We start from the raw sequence: 18,984 nt of genomic DNA, 5'->3' as shown, positions 1-18,984 counted from the left end.
AGAGAATAAAGAAACAGCACAGTACCTGACATGGAACCGCAGGTTCTGCCAAAGAAAGGGCTCACCGCCTGGATTGCAACAGAAGCCGTAAGGGGGTTGATTCATTGTTTGCTTACACATTAAAAAGACTTACGCAGATGATTCCGGCCTTGCTTGGTATCATCGTCATCACATTCATTCTGTCCAGGGTACTGCCGGGTGATCCCGCAATTATGCTGGCCGGTGAACAGGCCCCGGAGGAAATTGTGAACAAGATCCGCCAGGACATGGGGCTGGACAAGCCGCTTTACGTTCAGTTCTTTAGCTACATCGGGCAGCTGTTTCAAGGGAATATCGGCTATGCCTATCATACGGGGCATTCGGTAGCCAGTGATTTGTCCTCACGGTTTCCGGCCACCGTTGAGCTGACCTTGACCAGCATACTGATCGCGATTCTGGTGGCGATTCCCGTAGGAATTGTTGCTGCGACCCGCAAGGAATCCATCCTCGACCATATTTCGCGTGTATTCTCGCTGATAGGCGCTTGCGTGCCGATCTTCTGGCTCGGTCTGATGTTCATTTATATTTTTTATTCGATCCTTGGCTGGGCTCCGGCACCGATGGGGCGAATCAGCGGTGATCTGAATCCGCCGGTCCACATTACGGGTTTGTACGTGCTGGACAGTCTTCTCTCGGGTGATACCGCCGCTTTGAAAAGCAGCCTGGCCCACCTGCTGCTTCCGGCAATCTGCCTGAGCACAGGCACAATGGCCATTGTAGCCCGCATGACCCGTTCGAGCATGCTGGAGGTAGTCGATCAGGACTTCGTGCGCACCGCCCGGGCCAAAGGTCTGCGGGAGTCAGCCGTAATTTATAAGCATGCACTTGTGAATGCCCTCATTCCTACACTTACTGTGCTAGGACTGCAGTTTGGCTATCTGATGGGCGGTGCGGTCATCACTGAGACGATCTTCTCCTGGCCGGGCATCGGCGGGTATGTCACAGATTCCATACTGGCCGCGGATTATGCGCCGATTCAGGCGTTTACCCTAGTGAGTGCGATTCTCTATTGCGGCATTAACCTGGCAGTAGATCTGATATACGGTCTGATTGATCCGCGTATCCGCTATGAATAAACAGCTTTTTGGAGAGGAGGAGATTTCTGTTGAGCACTGCAGCACATTCAGCACAGGGCAACCCTGCCAAACCCGCAGCTGCGCCGAAACCCAAAACATTACTGACGCTGCTTCTGCATAACCGTCTGGCTGCCATCGGCCTCATCTTTATTCTGATCTGGACGGTGATTGCCATCATTGCACCCTGGATTGCTCCGCATGATCCTTACATTACAGATATGGCGAATAAACTGCAGGCCCCTTCAGGAAGCCACTGGTTCGGAACGGACAACTTCGGCCGGGATATTCTCAGCCGGGTGCTGTACGGAGCAAGGATCAGTATCTGGACCGGTCTGATCGCCGTGGCGATTTCTTTTCTTATCGGCGTACCGCTGGGCGGAATTGCTGCTTACTACGGCGGAAAGACCGGAACGGTCATAATGCGCTTGATGGATGTCCTGTTATCCTTCCCTTCACTGGTGTTGTCCATGGCAATTGCCGCTTCCATCGGGGCAGGCTTAACCAGTGCAATGATCGCTGTAGGAATCGTTGGTATTCCGGAGTTCGCGCGGCTGATGTTCGGCCAGACCGTCTCCCTCCGCGAGAAGGAGTATGTTGAAGCCAGCCGGGCAATCGGTGTGAAAAATTCAGTGATCCTATACCGCCACATTTTGCCCAATGCACTGGCCCCGCTGATGGTACAGGCTACCCTCGGAATGGGCTTCGCCATCCTGACGGCATCAAGTCTCAGCTTTCTCGGCCTTGGAGTCAAACCTCCGATTGCCGAGTGGGGGGCGATGATCTCAGAGGGCAGGGAATACATCATTTCCGGTCAATGGTGGTTGGTCACTTTTCCTGGATTGTCCATCGCCACTTCGATTCTGGGCTTTAATCTGCTCGGCGACGGATTACGGGATGTTCTTGATCCACGGTTGCGGTCGGGCAAATAGAGCGGAGTGCAGGCAGGGAAGTCCCGCTGCACATCCGCAGGTTGCCCGATAAATATAGATTAGTGTCTGCCGGGAGGGCTGCTGCAGACAGGTGAGACCCTCGGAAGCAGATCCAGCCCCTCACGGAGCATGATCACAAGCAGCAATATGTTGTTAGCAGGCAGGATATAGAAAAGGGAGGAATTACTGATGAAAAGAGTCAAGCTGCTGTCCACATTCATCGCTTTTTCAATTATGCTGGCTGGTTGTGCAACCAGCGCCAATCCGCAAACACCGGCTGCCTCACCAGCGGTATCGGGAACCACAGAAGAGACGGCTGCTGCCAAACCATTCCTGACCGTAGCTTATTCCGAGGGCGGCACCACACTGGACCCGGCGGAAGCGAATGACCTGACCTCCGATACACTGGTACTTGCCGCATACGATCAGCTGGTTACCTACGGAGTTAAGACCGAAAATGGCGCAAATATCGCCAACACTGAAGATATTCAGCCCATGCTTGCCGAGAGCTGGGAAGCCTCAAGCGACAATACTGTCTATACCTTCAAGCTGACGCCCGGAGTGAAATTCCAGAGCGGCAATCCCGTGGATGCAGCATCGGTTGTGTATTCCTTTGACCGTGTTGCCAAGTCCAGTTCCGGCAGTTTTCTCTATGGGATGGCTGCGATCAAAACCGTAACCGCCGTAGATGATGCTACAGTTGAAATCACCCTGACTAATGCCAATCATAATTTCCTGCAAATACTGGCCATGTACACCTTCTCGATCGTCGATCAGAAGACGGTAGAAGCACAAGGTGCCGATTATCTCAAGACCCATGCCGCCGGCTCCGGCCCGTTCAAGCTGGAGAAATGGGACCCGGCTACGGAAGCAGTGTTCACACCTAACGAAGACTACTGGCAGGGTGCTGCGAAACTTGGCAAGGTGACCCTGAAGTTCACCAAGGAAGCCTCCAACCGGGTGCTGCTGCTGGATAAAGGTGATGTAGACATGGCGATTGAGATTCCGCCTAAGGATGTATCCTCCCTGAAGAGCAACACCGCCCTGACCGTTGCCTCCAACGCGAGCAACCGGATTCTCTACTTTGCGATGAACAGTAAAGTGAAGCCTTTTGACAACGAGAAGGTCCGCCAGGCGATTAATTATGCCATTCCTTATGATGAACTGCTGAGCGGCGTCATGTACGGCCAGGCGAATCAGATGAAGAGCGCCGTGGCCAGCAATACTCCGGGCTTCACCGATGCAGGCTACGTCTACGAGCATAACCTGGATAAAGCGAAGGAATTGCTGAAGGAAGCCGGTTATGAGAACGGGTTTAAATTTGACTTCACCCTGGGCTCCGGTTTTGACGACTGGGAAGATGATGCCGTACTGATTCAGGCTGAGCTTGCCAAAATCGGCGTCACTATGAACATCAACAAGCTGGCACGCGCCCAGTTCCTGGAACAGCAGAAAACAAAGAACCTGACCGCTTATATTTCTAAATGGACTTCTTTTGTCAATGATCCCGGCTATCATCTTGGTTTCCTGATGTATGGCAAAGGTTCCTCCAACTACAACAACTATCAGAATGCCGAAGTAGACAAGCTGTGGGAACAAGCCAATACGGAGACGGATCAAGCCAAACGCAATGAGCTGTACCAGCAGGCACAGGAAATTATTACAACAGAAGCGCCATGGGCGTACCTTTACGAATACAACCGCATCGTTGGCATGAGCAACAAGATCAGCGGCTATGCGTTCTACCCGGATGAGGTCATCCGATTCTATCCATTGTCGGTGAAGGAATAAAATTCGACTTACAAAGAGCGGACGGGCCATGAGGCTGCGGTCCCTCTTTTTTCACAAATTCATGGGAGCTATAGGGAGGCCACTACCAATGACAGACTGGACAAGCGAAGTGCTGAATGCAATCGACGAAGGGCAGGATCAGCTGCTGGAGCTGTGCTCACAGTTGATCCGTTATCCTTCGGAGAATCCCCCGGGCGATTCGCGTGAGATCAGCGCCTTTATTATCGATTATCTGAAGCAGGCGGGAGTGAACACGACCATTTACCCGGCCACTGAAAAGATGCTGAATCTCGTATCCACATTGACAACAGCAGCTGAACAGCCTTCCGATAAAAAGTTGATTTTCTGCGGACATACCGATGTGGTTCCGGCTGGTGATCTGTCCCGCTGGGATTTTGATCCCTTCTGCGGGGATATTGTCGACGGATACATGCTTGGCAGAGGCGCATCCGATATGAAGGCGGGTCTTGCCGGACTGATCTATGCCGTGGCCCTGCTGTCGAAGCTGGGCGTGCCGCTCAAAGGCGATCTGTCCCTGCTTATCGTGCCGGATGAAGAAACGGGCGGCCACCTGGGCGTGCCCTGGGTGCTGGAGCGCGGGCTGATTTCCGGGACAGCAGCAGTTATTGCTGAGCCCTCCGGCCCGCTGAATCCGACGATCGGCCAGAAGGGCAGCTGCTGGTTTGAATTCACAGTGGAAGGCACGCCGGGACATGGCAGTCTCTCCCCAGTGGTTGGTGAAAGTGCAATCGTCAAAGCGGCCAAAGGTATTGAGGCCTTGCAGCGCCTATGGGATATCAAGCCGGATATTCCGGAGGAGGTCAAAGAAATTATTCGTATCTCCCAGGATTATGTGAAGAAGCGCGAAGAGTACGGTACGGTCGCCTACCAGGTGTTCGACCATGTTACCGTGAATATCGGAACCATTCAGGGCGGTACGAAGGTCAACGTAGTTGCCGACCGCTGCACCATTCAGGTGGATTCGCGGGTGCCTTTCGGCGTTGATTACCGCGATGTGCTTGACCGTGCCCGTTCCCTGCTGCTTGAGGCAGGCATTGAGTCCGAGGTCAAGGGCTTCGGCTTTCATGGAAATGCGAACTGGACCTCCCCGGAGGAGCCGGTCGTCAGCGATCTCGTTGAGAGCATTTGCGAAGTGAGCGGAGAAGAGGCTTACGGTGTGCTTCAATGGGCATCCAGCGATGCGCGCCATTTCCGGACACATAACATTCCGGTGCTGCAATACGGACCTGCCGAGCTGTCCACCATTCATAATTTCAATGAAAAAGCACCAGTCTGGCAGATCATTCAATGCGCCAAGGTTTATGCCTTGACTGCGCTTAAATACCTGGGTGTGGAGGAAGACACGCAAAGATAAACGTAACGGAGGGGAAAAGATGACAGAACTGCTGGAAGTATCGGGATTATGCACCGAATTCGTAAGCGCTGCGGGCACTGTCCGCGCGGTGGACGGCATCAGTCTGTCAGTGCGCAAAGGTGAGACGCTGGGCATTGTCGGTGAATCCGGCTGCGGCAAAAGCATAACCTCGCTGTCGATCATGCAGCTCCTGCCCAAGCGGATCAGCCGGATCGCCGCCGGGCAAATCCGTTTTGAAGGCAAGAATATGCTGGAAATGCCGGCGAAGGAAGTGCGCAATATCCGGGGCAACCGGATTGCGATGATTTTTCAGGAGCCGATGACCTCGCTCAATCCGGTATTCAAGATCGGGCGGCAGATTTCCGAATCTGCCCGCTTTCACCTCAAGCTGGGGAAGAAGGAAGCGAATGAGCGTGCGGTTGAGATGCTGCGAAAGGTCGGCATTCCCCGTCCAGAGAAGATTGCCGAGCAGTATGCCCATCAGCTCTCCGGCGGTATGCGCCAGCGCGTGATGATCGCCATGGCGATGGTCTGTAACCCTCAGCTGCTGATTGCAGACGAGCCGACAACGGCACTGGACGTCACGATCCAGGCCCAGATTCTCGACCTTATGCGCGATTTACAGAAAAACGAGGGCATGTCCATTCTGATGATAACCCATGATCTTGGGGTGGTTGCAGAGATGTGCGACAGAGTGGTCATTATGTATGCAGGACAGATTGTGGAAGAAACAGATGTGGCGACGCTCTATAATAATCCGCTGCATCCGTATACCCAAGGGCTGCTGGCATCGCTGCCTCAGCTCGCGGGAGACAATGACCGTCTGAGCTCAATTCCGGGTCAGGTGCCGAACCCGGCCAGCCTGCCGTCAGGCTGCCGGTTCGCTCCCCGTTGCCCGATGGTGGTTCAGCGCTGCTATGAAGAACGCCCGGAGCTGCTTGAGATTCAGCCGGGACACACTTGCCGATGTCTGCTGCAGCAGGAGGAAATATCATGAGTACAATTCTGGAAGTCCGCAATCTTAAGAAACATTATCCGATCCGCAAAGGGTTCTTCTCCAAGCAAGTAGGTGCCGTGAAAGCCGTTGACGGCATTACGTTATCGGTAGAACAAGGAGAGACCCTAGCCGTAGTGGGAGAGTCCGGCTGCGGCAAGTCTACTACAGGGCGGGCCATCCTGCGCCTGATCGAACCAAGTGAGGGCGAGATCCTCTTCAACGGCACGGATGTGCGCAGCCTGGGTACCGAGCAGCTGCGCCGCTTCCGCACCGATATGCAGATGGTGTTCCAGGACCCGTATGCTTCGCTGGATCCGCGCTGGACCGTGCAGCGTATCCTGGAGGAGCCCATGCGCACACATGAACAGGCGGCAGGAAATGAACTGAAGAGCCGGGTCGAACACTTGATGGAGGTTGTCGGACTCTCCCCTTATCAGGCGCACCGTTTTCCGCATGAATTCTCCGGAGGCCAGCGGCAGCGGATCGGAATCGCCCGGGCGCTGGCACTGAACCCCAAGTTCATCGTCTGCGACGAGCCGGTATCTGCATTGGATGTATCGATCCAGGCCCAGGTGCTGAATCTGATGCAGGATCTGCAGGAGCAATATGGACTGACCTATATGTTCATCTCCCATGACCTGTCGGTCGTGAAATTTATCAGCGACCGTGTGGCCGTCATGTACCTGGGGCGGATCGTTGAGCTTGCGCCTACAAAGGTGTTATTCGCGAAGCCGCTCCATCCGTATACACAAGCGCTGATGTCCGCAGTACCGGTGCCAAATCCGGCCCTGAAGCAGCAGCGCATTGTCCTGAGCGGAGATGTTCCGAACCCGGAAACTCCGCCAAGCGGCTGTGCCTTCCATCCCCGCTGTCCCCATGCAATGGACAGATGCCGGACTGAAGAACCGGTGCTGCGCGAGCTGGAATCAGGGCATCAGGTTTCCTGCCACTTGTATTAACTGCATAGAGCAAGATAATGAGGCCATCCGGATGCGGGTGGCCTTTATTTTATAGAGCATTTTGCTGGTAAATGGAATAATTTTCACCCTTTCTGCCCAAACTGGAACACAGTACCTATGAATTGAAGGTTAATGTTCAGGAGGGGAACCATTGTGAGAAGAATACGTTATGTTATGTTAGTGCTGTGTATTGCTGTATCGGTTCTGGGAGCGTCCTCAGGGGCGTATGCGGAGGAAAAAGCCAAAGGTACCGGCAGTACTGCCGCCGTTGACCTTGCGCCGGGTGCGCGTTCCGCCATCCTGATGGATGCGGACACCGGCACGGTAATCTATGAGAAGAACAGCCATGATAAGCTGCCTCCGGCAAGCATTACGAAAATTATGACAATGCTGCTCACCGTCGAGGCGCTTGACGAAGGGAAACTGCAATTGACCGATAAGGTACGGACCAGTGAATACGCGGCATCCATGGGCGGCTCGCAGATTTTTCTGGAGCCCGGTGAAGAAATGACAGTGGACGAGATGCTGAAGGGCATCGCAATGGCCTCAGGCAACGATGCTTCGGTGGCAATGGCGGAGAAAATCGCCGGTTCCGAGACTGCATTTGTGGATCTGATGAACAGCAAAGCTGAAGCGCTGGGACTGAAGGACACCCATTTCGCCAACTGCAACGGTCTGCCGGCGCAGAATCATTATTCTTCGGCGCATGACATTGCCGTAATCAGCCGGGAGCTGCTGAAGCATGAGCGGATCATCAAATATACCGGCTCCTACCAGGATTATCTGCGAAAGGATTCGGCCAAGCCGTTCTGGCTGGTGAATACGAACAAGCTGGTCCGTTTCTATACAGGAGCCGACGGACTGAAAACGGGTTATACCTCCGAAGCCAAGTTCTGCCTGTCTGCGACTGCGGCCAGAGACGGACTGCGTGCTGTTGCGGTCGTGCTGGGCGAACCGAACACTAAGACGCGCAACAGAGAAGTGTCGGGGATGTTCGATTATCTCTTTTCCCAATATAAAATGCACACTATTCACAAAAAAGGCGACGCTATCGGCACCCTAAAGATTGAGAAGGGTGTGAAAACGGAGCTGCCGCTGACCGCGGAGGAAACCTACAGTGTCCTGCTGAAGAAAGGCGTCACACAGGAAGGCATCCGCCATGAGCTGGTACTGCCGGCAAACCTCAAAGCTCCTGTAGCTGCTGATCAGATCATAGGCAAACTGGTAGTTTATCAAGGGACGAATGTAATTAAGGAATATGAGCTCAAGGCAGGGGAAGATGTGGCGAAGGCAGGCTGGTGGAAGCTGTTCAAGCGGACGACGGGTTCGCTGTTCACGATTGATTAATTTCTGGTATTTTGTAGATTGCTCATGAGTCTCCTGTAGATTCATAGGGGTTTTCTTCTAGTTTTGTCGTGGGGCAGGAATCCTCAATTGCCATGTAGAAAACCTTGTCCTTGAAGGGGAAAACATTTAGTTTCAGGGCGGTTTTGAAAGCAACGAAGAGGAGAGTGGCAGGCAATGAATTCTCATGTGGAGATGGAGCATCACCGGGGTGTGCTGATTGTCCGTTTGTTTGGAGAGCTGGACCATCACGCAGCCGATTATGTACGTATGGAAATGGATGAAGCGATTATGCGCGGCCAGGTCGAGCATATGATCCTCAGCCTGAAGGACCTGCAGTTTATGGACAGCTCGGGCTTAGGAGTCATTCTCGGGAGGTACAAGCTGATTCGCAGCAAAGGCGGCAAAATGGCAGTCTGCGATGCCACCGCACCTGTGAAGCGGCTGCTGGAAATGTCGGGCCTGTTCAAAATCATGTCCCTATATGACGACGAGAGCGCTGCACTCTCGGATTTGGAGGTTGCGTTATGACAAAGAGTGAAGCTGGTAACTTCATGAGTGTGCAGTTTGCTGCCCTGTCGGAGAACGAATCGTTCGCGCGTGTAGTAGTGGCAGCCTTTGTCTCCCGGCTCGATCCCACAATGGAAGAGCTGAATGATCTGAAGACGGTCGTTTCGGAGGCAGTGACCAACTGCATTATTCACGGATATGACAGTGACCCGGAAGGGATTGTCAGCATCTCCGCATCGATTGAGAACGAAACCGTGCGTCTGACCATAGAGGATCAGGGACGCGGGATTGAGGATTTGGAGCTGGCGCAGCAGCCGCTGTACACCTCCAAGCCGGAGCTGGAGCGGTCGGGTATGGGTTTTACGATTATGGAGAATTTCATGGACGAGTTCGAAGTTACAAGTGAACCGGGGCGCGGTACTTCCATCTCAATGAAGAAAACCATCGTCTCGAAAAAAGCTTTATACAATTAGGGGTTGGAGCCATGGATGCAGAGTCAAAAAAAGCTCCGCCGACCTATTTGGACGATGCGGAGGTCAAACGTCTTATCGCGCTCAGTCAGGCTGGAGATAATCTGGCCCGCGACACGCTAGTAAGCTGCAATATCCGCCTCGTCTGGTCGGTGGTGCAGCGGTTTATGAACCGCGGGTATGAGCCTGATGATTTGTTCCAGATCGGCTGTATCGGACTGCTGAAGTCCGTAGATAAATTCGACCTCAGCTATGAGGTCAAGTTCTCCACCTACGCGGTGCCGATGATCATCGGCGAGATCCAGCGTTTCCTGCGCGACGACGGCACCCTGAAGGTCAGCCGTTCGCTGAAGGAGATGGCGAACAAGGTACGCAAGATGAAGGATGAAATGTCCAAGACATTGGACCGCCTGCCGACCATCGGCGAGGTCGCGGAGGCGCTGGGCGTGACGCCTGAAGAAATCGTCTTCGCCCAGGAGGCCAACAAGCCGCCGACCTCGATCCACGAGACTGTCTTCGAGAACGACGGCGACCCGATCACCCTGATCGACCAGATCGCTGACGAAACGCAGGAGCGCTGGTTCGACAAGCTTGCGCTGAATGAGGCCATTGGGGCCTTGACCGAACGCGAGCGCCTGATCGTCTATCTGCGCTACTACCGCGACCAGACGCAATCCGAAGTCGCCAGCCGGCTTGGCATTTCGCAGGTCCAGGTGTCGAGGCTGGAGAAGAAAATCCTAGCGAACATCCGCGAGCAGATTGCGCAGTGAACCAAGGATAAGTATGGGCAGTGAATGTGACGGGTGAAATCCAGGGTGTATGAGCAAGAAGAAGGGGCCGCCTCGGGAGAGGCGGCTTTTTTGTGGACCAGCCCCTTGATTGTACTGTACTTTATGGTTAATAAGTGGAGAGTGGGATTACATATGCATATCCTGTATCCCAGGGCTATGTTCGTTAGGCATTTCAGGCATAACCGGCACAGGGAAACCCTCTGGAGGAGCAACTACTTCAAGGTTCCCTTTGTTGCGGCTAGGAGAAGTACCTTGGAATATTTCCGCCATTCTTGACGGATCCAAGCTAAAGTTAAATTGAATGTTATGGTAACCCATGTCTACGAATTTACGGCATTCCGGGTACTTATTGATGTCATAGTTCGGAACAGGGAATATGTTTCCCCAATTGACGCCAAGAGTCTCAAGCGCCTTAGCGAACGCGTTTTGATGGGCATTATCGCGTACGATCAGGAAGGCCAGTGTTTCGCGGAACGTTTTGTTTGAGCTCATCTCATAAATTCGGGTCTTCTGCAGCACCCCCGTCGATTCCAGCACGACATTATTCAGAAGATCACTAATCAGATTTCCATGGCTGTAGACGTAGTTTCCTAGCCAAGGATTGCCCAGGGCATCCACAGGCAAGGAGGCTTGTGCGCCCACAATAAAATGATGGGGATTTGCATATTTCACAGCTTCGTCCAAAGGAGCCCCATCTTTCCCCCCATTTCCAGCCTGCTCTTCACCCGACCCGTTTAGCAACTGGTTAATAGTATGCTGGACCAGATCCACATGAGCAATTTCCTCCAGAAATACCCCGCGGAGCAAATCGCGAAACTGTAGTTCTTTCCCGCGAAAATTGCTGCTTTGAAAGAAATACTGCATCATTGTACGCATCTCTCCGTAATGGCCGCCCAATATTTCCTGAAGTACTTTAGCGGCAGCGGGATCGGGCTTATCGACGATGATGCCATTAATCAACCCTTCTTTATAGAAATACAAATTGAAGGTCCTCCTTATATCTGATTTGATATTTTCCCGTCTAGTTTCCTCTTCAGCCTGCTTGTTTATGCACCTGGCTGAAAGGAAGTAACCCGGAACAACTGTTTCCGATGAAATCAAACGTATAATTATGTCCGTTTAAACCACAATAAGCGATATGTGAATATAAAAAGGTGGTTCGTGCATGAAAGGAAAAAAAGCGGCACTGGTTGCACTAGCTTCCATTCCGCTAATTATGACACTCGGAAATTCCATGCTGTTGCCTATTCTGCCGCAAATATCAAAGGAGCTTAATATCAACGCATTTCAAGTGAGCATGATCATCACGGTTTATGGCCTTATAGCCATACTGATGATTCCGGTTGCCGGCTATTTATCAGACCGCTACGGAAGAAAAATCGTTATTTTACCCAGCCTCATTATAGCTGCCTTGGGGGGATCAGTTTGCGTAGCCGCTGCATGGTTCATGGCTGGAATAAGTGCTTACTGGGTCATACTGGGGGGGCGCCTATTGCAGGGGATTGGTGCAGCAGGCGCATTCCCAATTGTGCTTCCTTTTGTGGGGGATCTGTTCAAGGATGAGAAAGAGGTTAGCAAAGGCCTGGGAGTGATTGAGACCTCCAACACCTTCGGAAAGGTGTTAAGCCCGATCCTTGGAGCTTATCTGGGAACTTTACTTTGGTATGCTCCCTTTATAGCCATTCCTATTCTTTGTCTGGTTTCATTTGTGCTGGTTGTGCTCCTGGTGAAAAAGCCAGAGGCAGAGGAGCGGTCTGAAAAAATGAAGCTGAGTCAGTTTTTGTCGGCAATCAAAGATATACTCCATGAGAAGGGCCGCTGGCTCTATGCGATATTTGCCATCGGCGGAATATGTATGTTTGCAACCTTCGGAGTATTGTTCTATTTGTCTGAGACCTTGGAATCCGAATATAACTTATATGGTGCTTCAAAGGGATTTGTATTGGCGATACCACTTGCACTGCTGTGTCTGGCTTCTTATGGGACGGGGAAAATTATCGGACAAAACAAGACGCTAATGAAATGGCTGGGCTTTAGCGGCATGGTTTTGCTCACGGCTGCAATGCTTACTACAGGATTTAGCCGGAATATTTATTTTATGGTGGGTTTTCTTAGTTTAAGCGGAATAGGGATTGGTATGGCATTGCCTTGTATGGATGCGCTGATCACGGAAGGGATTGAGAAGGAGAAGCGCGGCACCATTACTTCCTTATACAGCAGTATGAGGTTCATCGGAGTTGCGGCAGGGCCGCCAGTAGTATCCTTGCTGATGAATAGAGGGCATTGGGTCTTATTCGGTACTATGGCAGCGGTAGGGGCAGTTGGCGGACTACTGTCATTGTTTGCAGTTACTCCAAGCAAAGGTGATGGCGGAAAAAATAAGCAGAGACAAAACAAATTTTCATGAAATTAAACTGCGCAGGGAACTCTAGAAGGAAAAGAAATCTCAAATTCCAAAAGTGATGAGGACGTAATACATGAACCAAACTTCCAGCAAGACCAAAGAGGAAAAAAAACTGAAATGGTGGCAATTAAGCTTATTGGGAGTCGCAGGGACTATAGGCACCGGTTACTATCTTGGCTCTGGTCTGGCGATCTCCACCGGGGGCCCTGCGGTGCTGCTTGCTTATATTCTGGCAGCTGTTGGAACCTATGTCGTATTTGATGCCCTGGCGCGAATGACGGCACAGCACCCGGAGCAGGGTTCCTTTCGGTCCTATGCCAAAAAGGCATTCGGAAGCTGGGCAGGGTTCGGCAGTGGCTGGATGTACTGGTTCTCGGAGCTATTGATTATGGGGAGCCAGCTAACAGCATTGTCCATTTTTTCACGCTTCTGGTTCCCTGCCGTGCCGATGTGGGTCTTTGCAGCCGGGTTTGGTGCTGTAAGCCTGTTAATCGTATTTTTTGGTAATAAGGGGTTTGATCGGGTTGAAAATGTGCTGGCTATCATCAAGGTGGCGGCTATTCTAATGTTCCTGGTGATTGCAGCAGCTCTTCTGGCTGGCTGGATCGGCGGAGGCAAATATGCTCCCAAACTTCCGCTTAGCTATTCTGCGTTGTTTCCGGCAGGGGGCTTAGGGTTGTGGTCTGCCTTTATTTTTGCTTTTTATGCCTATGGCGGCATAGAGGTAATTGGCATTATGTCCTACAGACTCCAGAAGCCTGATGATGCACCTAAAGCTGGAAAGGTCATGCTGCTGGCGCTGGCTGCTGTATATGTCCTGTCTATCGGGCTTGCTGTAACAATGGTACCCTTTAAGGCTTTTAATTCAAAAGAAAGCCCGTTTGTGCTTGCTCTCAGCAGTGACAATCTGGCTTTTGTCCCTCATTTGTTTAATGGAGTGCTGATCATTGCCGGCTTCTCCACGATGACCGCATCGCTTTACGCCATAACTTCAATGATGATTACCCTAGCGCAGGAAGGGGACGCCCCCCGCTTGTTCTCTAAAAAGTGGAAGGATAAGTATCCATTCTTTGCGTTGTGTCTGATTTCTGCGGGTCTAGTTGGAGCCATTATGATGTCACTGTTGCTGCCGGGGAAAGTATATGAATATATCACTACCGCTGCAGGGTTGATGATCCTGTATAACTGGTCCTTTATTTTGCTCTCATCAGGCAGGCTGCTGAAACCAAGTAAAATAAGCGGAATTAAGCGATGGACCGGGCTGTTGCTTATCGGGATAGCGGTTACAGGCACTCTTTTTCATGCACTCAGCCGTCCAGGCTTCTACATCAGTCTCCTGATTCTGTCGCTGATCGCGCTCAGTGATTGGATCGTCCAGCGGGTAAAGAAAAAACATGCAGCTGTTTCCGCTGGACACAAGCCTCCAGAAGACAAGGGAATGAATGAACACGAAACATTGCCGGGTGGGCCTGAGTTTCGGATCAAAGGCATCAGGCTGCGGAAGAGCAAGCTTTAGTGGAAAAATAGCAGCTGGATAGCCTGTACCCCAAAATACAAACCAAAGCCAACCAGCGACAGGCCGGACACAACGGAAATTCCCTTTAAGACCTGCACGGTCAACAGCCTTCGAAAGATACTGGAGGCTGCAGCCATCGAAACATCCCAAATGAGAATCCCGATTACGATAGCCCCGCTATACACTAATAACTGCTGCATGGGATATTCATTTGCCGCCTTGGCCAGGACCGATCCGTAAATGCCCAGCCAGAATAAAATAGATAAAGGATTGAACAGTGACATTAGAAAACCTGACAAATAGGATCTGTACAGCGAAGCTTCCCTTCCTCTCATGTCGGGTGCTGAGATGACACCTGCATTTTTGATGCTCTCCACACCTGAATAGACCAGTACAAAGAAACCAAATAACCATAGGAAGGCTTTAACAAACGGAGCTTCGAGCAAATGTATAATTCCAAAATAGACCAGCAGCATATAAATAATATCTGCGCTGATCGCCCCGAGGCCTACCACCCAGGCATGCCAGAAGCCTCCGCGAATACCCTTGTCCAGCTGCGCGGCATTAATGGGACCGATAGGAGCCGAAAGCGATAATCCGAGAAAAACATATCCTATAAATATATTAATGCTGACCTCCCCCTTTACGTTAAGCATATTCGCAGAAAGCCGTTTGTAGGACAACAAAACGAAGGCCCGCAACAGGATTGCGGGCCTTCGAACATTCTGACTCACTACAGAGATAATGCATTGTTTGCCGTGGCTACATCGTTTGAGAGGAGCTTGGGAAGATCATATGCAGGATAAAGGCCGCGTTCCAGCATAAAGTAGAACACCTTCCCATGTAGTAGGATCGCTGCATTCAATTGCTTCTGCAGGGTTTCCCTGAGCTTCGGTGTAGCCGTTTCAGTAATTCCAATCGCATAACTGCGTACCGCTGTCTTAGCGAAACCCAACAGCTGACCGGCATAGAAAGCAGTGAGGTCGATTCCCTTGCCGCTGTTTCTGGTTCCTTGCGGAGCGAGCGGGAAATACTGAAGCAGTTCCTGCAAATTCTGTTCCACACTTTGGATAGCCTCGGAATACAAGGCGTGAAGCTGGGAATCCTTCACATCACCAATAACCATCTTGAAATGAATCAGCTGGTTGCTCTGGTATGCCGTCAGCTCATGTAGTTCGAGAGTTTCATGCCAGGCCAGATGTTGGTGCTGTCTTTGCGGTTCGTAAGTATACAATCTAATCCCTCCCAAATAGTATGTGTTAGCCTATTCAGGAGAGGACTTTATTGTGAGTGAGTTAAGCCTTAACAGTTTCTGGTCTTTTTACTTGAAGAGGCGGAGGAATCAACCAGCCCTTTTTCTTGTTCAGATGCAGAATTTTAACGCCTATAGCTGCTTTGGTTAGGTGATATTTGGCGAATAAGGCACCGATATCTTCTCTGATAGATTGTCCCATAACCTGACTGCAGGCAACCAACCCGGCTGCGTTATCAGCAGCAATCTTGGCAGCAATCTCCGGATCTGTGAATCGGGCACCTACAGGAATATCCTCAAGCTTGGCTTCGGGTCTACTTGGCATTACCGGTGCTGAAGCAATACCGTTATCAGACAGCAGCGTATCGCACTCGCTGATTTCCAGCTCGGCTTGATTAATTAATGCGGCTAATACTTTTTTGAGATCATTATCACCGGCATGATACGTATAGGCCCGGTAACAGGAGAGTGCCCCTTTCGCTGCCATTGAGGCTTGCCACACGCTAAAGATCTCTCCATAATGCATCGGCTCTTCTTTGGGGTTCCCGCCTAAAATTCCAGTCATAAACAAGCTCCTTTACTTTTAAATTTGATCAAATGTAGCATACCCATTAATACACCGAACTATTGCAGATTTCACATGGCCGATGGAATCACAATTACACTTCAATAATGATCGGAAGAATCATCGGACGGCGTTTTGTTTTGTCGTACAGATATTTGCTCAAGGCATCTTTGAGCGTCTGCTTCATAATATTCCATTGGCCCAGATCCCCTTTGCTCATTTTCTCCAGAGTTGCTGCAATAAACTGATTGATTTCTTCCATTAGCTTGTCTGAATTCCGTACATAAATAAAGCCGCGGGATATCGTGTCAGGGGCGCTCAGCATCCGGCCATCCGTTTGGCTAAGGGTAATGACAGTGATTAACACACCATCGGCAGACAATTGGCGGCGGTCCCGCAAGACCACATTGCCGATGTCGCCGATTCCCAGGCCATCCACAAATATTTGACCGGCGGTAACCCGTCCCGATTGACGGACAACCCCTTCCAGCGATTCAACGACCTCGCCGTTTTTCAAGATAAATATGTTGTCCTCCTTAACTCCGACTGCTTCTGCCAAGAGGCTATGATGATGAAGCATGCGGTATTCTCCATGAATCGGAATAAAGTATTCAGGCTTCATTAGGGTAAGCATCAGCTTCAATTCCTCCTGGCTGCCATGTCCGGATACATGAAGCTCGCTCTTCGATCCGTAGATGACCCGTGCGCCAAGCATGTATAGATTATCAACAATCCTGGATACATTGCGCTCATTGCCCGGGATCGGATTGGCAGCGAGAAGAACGGTATCCCCGGCTCCGATTTCCATCAGCCTATGGCTGGAGTTAGCCAAACGGGACAATGCTGCCATGGGCTCACCTTGACTGCCTGTGCAGAGGACCGCTATCTGCTCTGGAGGAAGCTTCGCAGCTTCTGCAGGTTCCACCAGCATCCCTTCCGGGATGCTCAAATAACCCAGCTCCTGGGATACGGAGACTACGTTCACCATGCTTCGGCCAAGCAAAGCAAGCTTACGTCCGGTAAGGATAGAGGCATCAACAATTTGCTGCAGGCGGTGCACATTGGAGGCGAAAGTGGAGACAAATATTCTGCGGTCTGCTTTTTGAAAAGCTTCCTCCATATGGGCGCCTACAAGCTTTTCAGACGGCGTGAATCCAGGGCGTTCGGCATTCGTACTCTCGGAGAGCAGAATTTTAACACCGTTTTTACCGATTTCGGCCATTTTATGTATGTCCGGATATTGTTTATTGACAGGCGTCATATCGAACTTGAAGTCGCCCGTATGGACAACCGTTCCTTCAGGAGTATCAAAGACGACACCGAGACAATCAGGAATGCTGTGATTGGTACTAAAAAAGGTTGTCGTAATGGAACCGAAGGTGAGGCTCGACTCGGCATCAATGCAATGCAGGCTGGTCTGGCGGAGCAGACGATGTTCCTTAAGCTTGTTCTCAATTAATCCCAGTGTCAGACGGGACGCATAGATGGGGATATCTAATTGTTTGAGCAGGTAGGGAATCCCTCCAATGTGGTCCTCATGCCCATGAGTCACAATCAGTGCTCTTAACTTGTCGACATTATTTAATAAATAAGATACATCTGGAATGATAAGGTCAATGCCAAGCAGACTTTCGTCCGGGAATTTAGAGCCGCAATCGATGACAAGAATGTCATCTGCGTATTGCAGGAAATACATGTTCTTACCAATTTCATGAACACCACCTAAGGCTGCAATCGATAACCTTTTTTCTGACATTTTTATATTCCCTCCTTATTAGAATCCTCTATATTATGTTTAGAGTCTTTAATAACTATCCATGGTTTCGGCAGGTGAGTTAGGACAACACAGAACAAAAATAAAGCTGCGTTCCCCGTAACATGACGGAGAGCGCAACTTTATGTCTGAAAGGATCCAAATGAATCGTAATACAGCCTTCCTTTGCAGCAATCTGCTCGTGAGGAACATGGTGCAGTTGAATAATCTAGTAAACGTATTCCAAGTGTATTAAACTTGCTTTTCGCTATGGATTAATTCCAGGAACTCTACGATAATTTCGGAAGTCACATCTTCCGCCGGCAAATGTATAAATTGACTTAGCCGGAGAATGACCGGCTTGTACAGCTCAATCAGTTGAAGTGTGGCTTCGGGGTCTTTGTTTCTGACCTCGTTCAGCAAATTTAAAAATTCGCGATCTGGGATAGGCGCTGAATCAGCTTCCTTTTCCATTTGTGCACCCCCTGTTGACTGATATTGAGTTGGCGAGCGACTTCAGCTTCCGTCAAGCCTTCCAAATAGATTTTTTGTAAAATAGATCGCTCGTATGGGGACAGCATGCTGATTAGCTGTTCCGCAGCGATTTTGTTATCTGAAGATTCTGTGAATGAAGGGACGGCAAGCTTGTCATCGTAGCTGTTCTCTTGTCGCTTGATCTTCTTTGCCCGATATTGCAGCCTCCAGCCAATTCGGTATATTTCGGTTTTATAGCGGTTATATTCACTCTGCTGCACACCAACACTCCCCTTTCTACTATTTAACGTTTATGTATATAGGGAACTTTTAAGAGGGAAATAACAACCAAAAAAGGAACATGTGTTCCTATATATTATACACGTTTTCCAATTTAATGGAATCGGTTGTAAAACAAAGCCCGAAGTTTCCCTTCAATTAAAACGTCGGTTTAGGAAGGGAGGGGAGATTTATGGAAATTGCAGATGTTGTCAGCTTGATTACTAATGTGGGCTTTCCGGTCACACTCTGCTTTATTCTGATTCGTTATGTACTGGAAACGGTAGGGGAGAAGCTGGATAAACTGGATGCTTCGCTTCATCAGCTCACACAGGCTATTCAAACACTGGAAGGCACAGAAAAGGCAGTAGAGTTCAAAAGTGCTAAATCTAAGCAAGTTTGACAAGCGTATCGCTTCAGCACAAAAAGCTTCCCACAAGAGGAAGCTTTTTGCCTTGAA

The 18,984-nt window shown here is 50.6% G+C and carries 20 protein-coding genes; 13 read left to right on the top strand and 7 right to left on the bottom strand.

The features are described from left to right. Nucleotides 1-104: 104 nt before the first annotated feature. From AC3WT9_RS11735 to sigF, 10 genes are all read left to right on the top strand, one after another. The gene (locus tag AC3WT9_RS11735) at nt 105-1,115 is read left to right on the top strand and encodes an ABC transporter permease (RefSeq protein WP_341094689.1); all 1,011 of its coding nucleotides are present in this window, start codon (nt 105-107) and stop codon (nt 1,113-1,115) included. 29 nt (nt 1,116-1,144) lie between these two features. Continuing rightward, nucleotides 1,145-2,044, top strand: a complete 900-nt coding sequence (locus tag AC3WT9_RS11730; RefSeq protein ID WP_076108936.1) for an ABC transporter permease — start codon at nt 1,145-1,147, stop codon at nt 2,042-2,044. Between the two features lie 189 nt (nt 2,045-2,233). Continuing rightward, complete coding sequence (locus AC3WT9_RS11725; protein WP_341379179.1) at nt 2,234-3,835, top strand: ABC transporter substrate-binding protein; 1,602 nt, start codon at nt 2,234-2,236, stop codon at nt 3,833-3,835. An 88-nt stretch (nt 3,836-3,923) separates the two neighbouring features. Beyond that, nucleotides 3,924-5,210, top strand: a complete 1,287-nt coding sequence (locus tag AC3WT9_RS11720; RefSeq protein ID WP_492407596.1) for a M20 family metallopeptidase — start codon at nt 3,924-3,926, stop codon at nt 5,208-5,210. A gap of 19 nt (nt 5,211-5,229) precedes the next feature. Beyond that, complete coding sequence (locus AC3WT9_RS11715; RefSeq protein ID WP_341094681.1) at nt 5,230-6,207, top strand: ABC transporter ATP-binding protein; 978 nt, start codon at nt 5,230-5,232, stop codon at nt 6,205-6,207. Beyond that, on the top strand, nt 6,204-7,166 hold the full coding sequence (locus AC3WT9_RS11710; protein WP_341094679.1) for an ABC transporter ATP-binding protein: 963 nt from the start codon (nt 6,204-6,206) through the stop codon (nt 7,164-7,166). The genes AC3WT9_RS11715 and AC3WT9_RS11710 overlap by 4 nt, the downstream gene beginning before the upstream one ends. 132 nt (nt 7,167-7,298) lie before the next feature. Then, nucleotides 7,299-8,513 (top strand): D-alanyl-D-alanine carboxypeptidase family protein, encoded by a 1,215-nt coding sequence (locus AC3WT9_RS11705; protein WP_445935342.1) that lies wholly within the window; start codon nt 7,299-7,301, stop codon nt 8,511-8,513. Between the two features lie 174 nt (nt 8,514-8,687). After that, a complete protein-coding gene (spoIIAA, locus tag AC3WT9_RS11700; RefSeq protein ID WP_038594706.1) occupies nt 8,688-9,041 on the top strand; it encodes an anti-sigma F factor antagonist in 354 nt (117 codons plus the stop codon). Then, nucleotides 9,038-9,493, top strand: coding sequence for an anti-sigma F factor (gene spoIIAB / locus AC3WT9_RS11695; protein WP_341094677.1), 456 nt, complete (start codon nt 9,038-9,040; stop codon nt 9,491-9,493). Before spoIIAA ends, spoIIAB begins: the two co-directional genes overlap by 4 nt. An 11-nt stretch (nt 9,494-9,504) precedes the next feature. Then, the gene (gene sigF / locus AC3WT9_RS11690) at nt 9,505-10,260 is read left to right on the top strand and encodes an RNA polymerase sporulation sigma factor SigF (RefSeq protein WP_038594702.1); all 756 of its coding nucleotides are present in this window, start codon (nt 9,505-9,507) and stop codon (nt 10,258-10,260) included. 147 nt (nt 10,261-10,407) lie between these two features. Here sigF and AC3WT9_RS11685 read toward each other — a convergent pair whose 3' ends face one another. Continuing rightward, complete coding sequence (locus AC3WT9_RS11685; protein ID WP_341094675.1) at nt 10,408-11,262, bottom strand: manganese catalase family protein; 855 nt, start codon at nt 11,260-11,262, stop codon at nt 10,408-10,410. 184 nt (nt 11,263-11,446) lie between these two features. On the opposite strand from AC3WT9_RS11685, the gene bcbE reads away from it, so the two are divergent. Both bcbE and AC3WT9_RS11675 read left to right on the top strand, forming a co-directional pair. Beyond that, nucleotides 11,447-12,688: a bacillibactin exporter BcbE gene (bcbE, locus tag AC3WT9_RS11680; protein WP_341094673.1), complete on the top strand. Its 1,242-nt coding sequence runs from the start codon at nt 11,447-11,449 to the stop codon at nt 12,686-12,688. A 70-nt stretch (nt 12,689-12,758) separates the two neighbouring features. Further along, complete coding sequence (locus AC3WT9_RS11675; RefSeq protein ID WP_341094671.1) at nt 12,759-14,201, top strand: amino acid permease; 1,443 nt, start codon at nt 12,759-12,761, stop codon at nt 14,199-14,201. Here the strand turns inward: AC3WT9_RS11675 and AC3WT9_RS11670 are convergent. The 6 genes from AC3WT9_RS11670 to AC3WT9_RS11645 form a co-directional block, all read right to left on the bottom strand. Continuing rightward, nucleotides 14,198-14,857, bottom strand: coding sequence for a LysE family transporter (locus tag AC3WT9_RS11670; RefSeq protein WP_445744982.1), 660 nt, complete (start codon nt 14,855-14,857; stop codon nt 14,198-14,200). The two genes, AC3WT9_RS11675 and AC3WT9_RS11670, sit on opposite strands and share 4 nt — an antisense overlap. A 77-nt stretch (nt 14,858-14,934) precedes the next feature. Next, nucleotides 14,935-15,435 carry a spore coat protein gene (locus AC3WT9_RS11665; RefSeq protein WP_341094669.1) on the bottom strand — a complete coding sequence of 167 codons (501 nt, stop codon included), beginning with the start codon at nt 15,433-15,435 and terminating at the stop codon, nt 14,935-14,937. Nucleotides 15,436-15,496: 61 nt separating this feature from the next. Next, complete coding sequence (locus AC3WT9_RS11660) at nt 15,497-16,018, bottom strand: DUF3231 family protein (RefSeq protein ID WP_342480229.1); 522 nt, start codon at nt 16,016-16,018, stop codon at nt 15,497-15,499. Between the two features lie 94 nt (nt 16,019-16,112). Further along, nucleotides 16,113-17,780, bottom strand: coding sequence for a ribonuclease J (locus tag AC3WT9_RS11655; protein WP_445745040.1), 1,668 nt, complete (start codon nt 17,778-17,780; stop codon nt 16,113-16,115). 243 nt (nt 17,781-18,023) lie between these two features. Next, complete coding sequence (locus AC3WT9_RS11650) at nt 18,024-18,245, bottom strand: hypothetical protein (RefSeq protein ID WP_076108951.1); 222 nt, start codon at nt 18,243-18,245, stop codon at nt 18,024-18,026. After that, on the bottom strand, nt 18,197-18,526 hold the full coding sequence (locus tag AC3WT9_RS11645; protein WP_038594678.1) for an RNA polymerase sigma factor: 330 nt from the start codon (nt 18,524-18,526) through the stop codon (nt 18,197-18,199). Before AC3WT9_RS11645 ends, AC3WT9_RS11650 begins: the two co-directional genes overlap by 49 nt. 191 nt (nt 18,527-18,717) lie before the next feature. On the opposite strand from AC3WT9_RS11645, the gene AC3WT9_RS11640 reads away from it, so the two are divergent. After that, entirely contained in the window at nt 18,718-18,927 is a 210-nt protein-coding gene (locus tag AC3WT9_RS11640) for a hypothetical protein (RefSeq protein WP_341094662.1), read from the top strand. Nucleotides 18,928-18,984: the final 57 nt, after the last annotated feature.

This window comes from Paenibacillus sp. EB106-06-01-XG199, from assembly GCF_058791575.1.
Note: the sequence above shows the minus strand (reverse complement) of the source record. Positions and strands in the feature narration are given on the sequence as shown.

Coding starts and splice junctions, on each gene's coding strand:
- AC3WT9_RS11725 (WP_341379179.1), top strand. CDS start 2,234: ATGAAAAGAGTCAAGCTGCTGTCCACATTCATCGCTTTTTCAATTATG.
- AC3WT9_RS11720 (WP_492407596.1), top strand. CDS start 3,924: ATGACAGACTGGACAAGCGAAGTGCTGAATGCAATCGACGAAGGGCAG.
- AC3WT9_RS11715 (WP_341094681.1), top strand. CDS start 5,230: ATGACAGAACTGCTGGAAGTATCGGGATTATGCACCGAATTCGTAAGC.
- AC3WT9_RS11710 (WP_341094679.1), top strand. CDS start 6,204: ATGAGTACAATTCTGGAAGTCCGCAATCTTAAGAAACATTATCCGATC.
- AC3WT9_RS11705 (WP_445935342.1), top strand. CDS start 7,299: ATGTTCAGGAGGGGAACCATTGTGAGAAGAATACGTTATGTTATGTTA.
- spoIIAA (WP_038594706.1), top strand. CDS start 8,688: ATGAATTCTCATGTGGAGATGGAGCATCACCGGGGTGTGCTGATTGTC.
- spoIIAB (WP_341094677.1), top strand. CDS start 9,038: ATGACAAAGAGTGAAGCTGGTAACTTCATGAGTGTGCAGTTTGCTGCC.
- sigF (WP_038594702.1), top strand. CDS start 9,505: ATGGATGCAGAGTCAAAAAAAGCTCCGCCGACCTATTTGGACGATGCG.
- bcbE (WP_341094673.1), top strand. CDS start 11,447: ATGAAAGGAAAAAAAGCGGCACTGGTTGCACTAGCTTCCATTCCGCTA.
- AC3WT9_RS11675 (WP_341094671.1), top strand. CDS start 12,759: ATGAACCAAACTTCCAGCAAGACCAAAGAGGAAAAAAAACTGAAATGG.
- AC3WT9_RS11670 (WP_445744982.1), bottom strand. CDS start 14,857: ATGCTTAACGTAAAGGGGGAGGTCAGCATTAATATATTTATAGGATAT.
- AC3WT9_RS11660 (WP_342480229.1), bottom strand. CDS start 16,018: ATGACTGGAATTTTAGGCGGGAACCCCAAAGAAGAGCCGATGCATTAT.
- AC3WT9_RS11650 (WP_076108951.1), bottom strand. CDS start 18,245: ATGGAAAAGGAAGCTGATTCAGCGCCTATCCCAGATCGCGAATTTTTA.
- AC3WT9_RS11640 (WP_341094662.1), top strand. CDS start 18,718: ATGGAAATTGCAGATGTTGTCAGCTTGATTACTAATGTGGGCTTTCCG.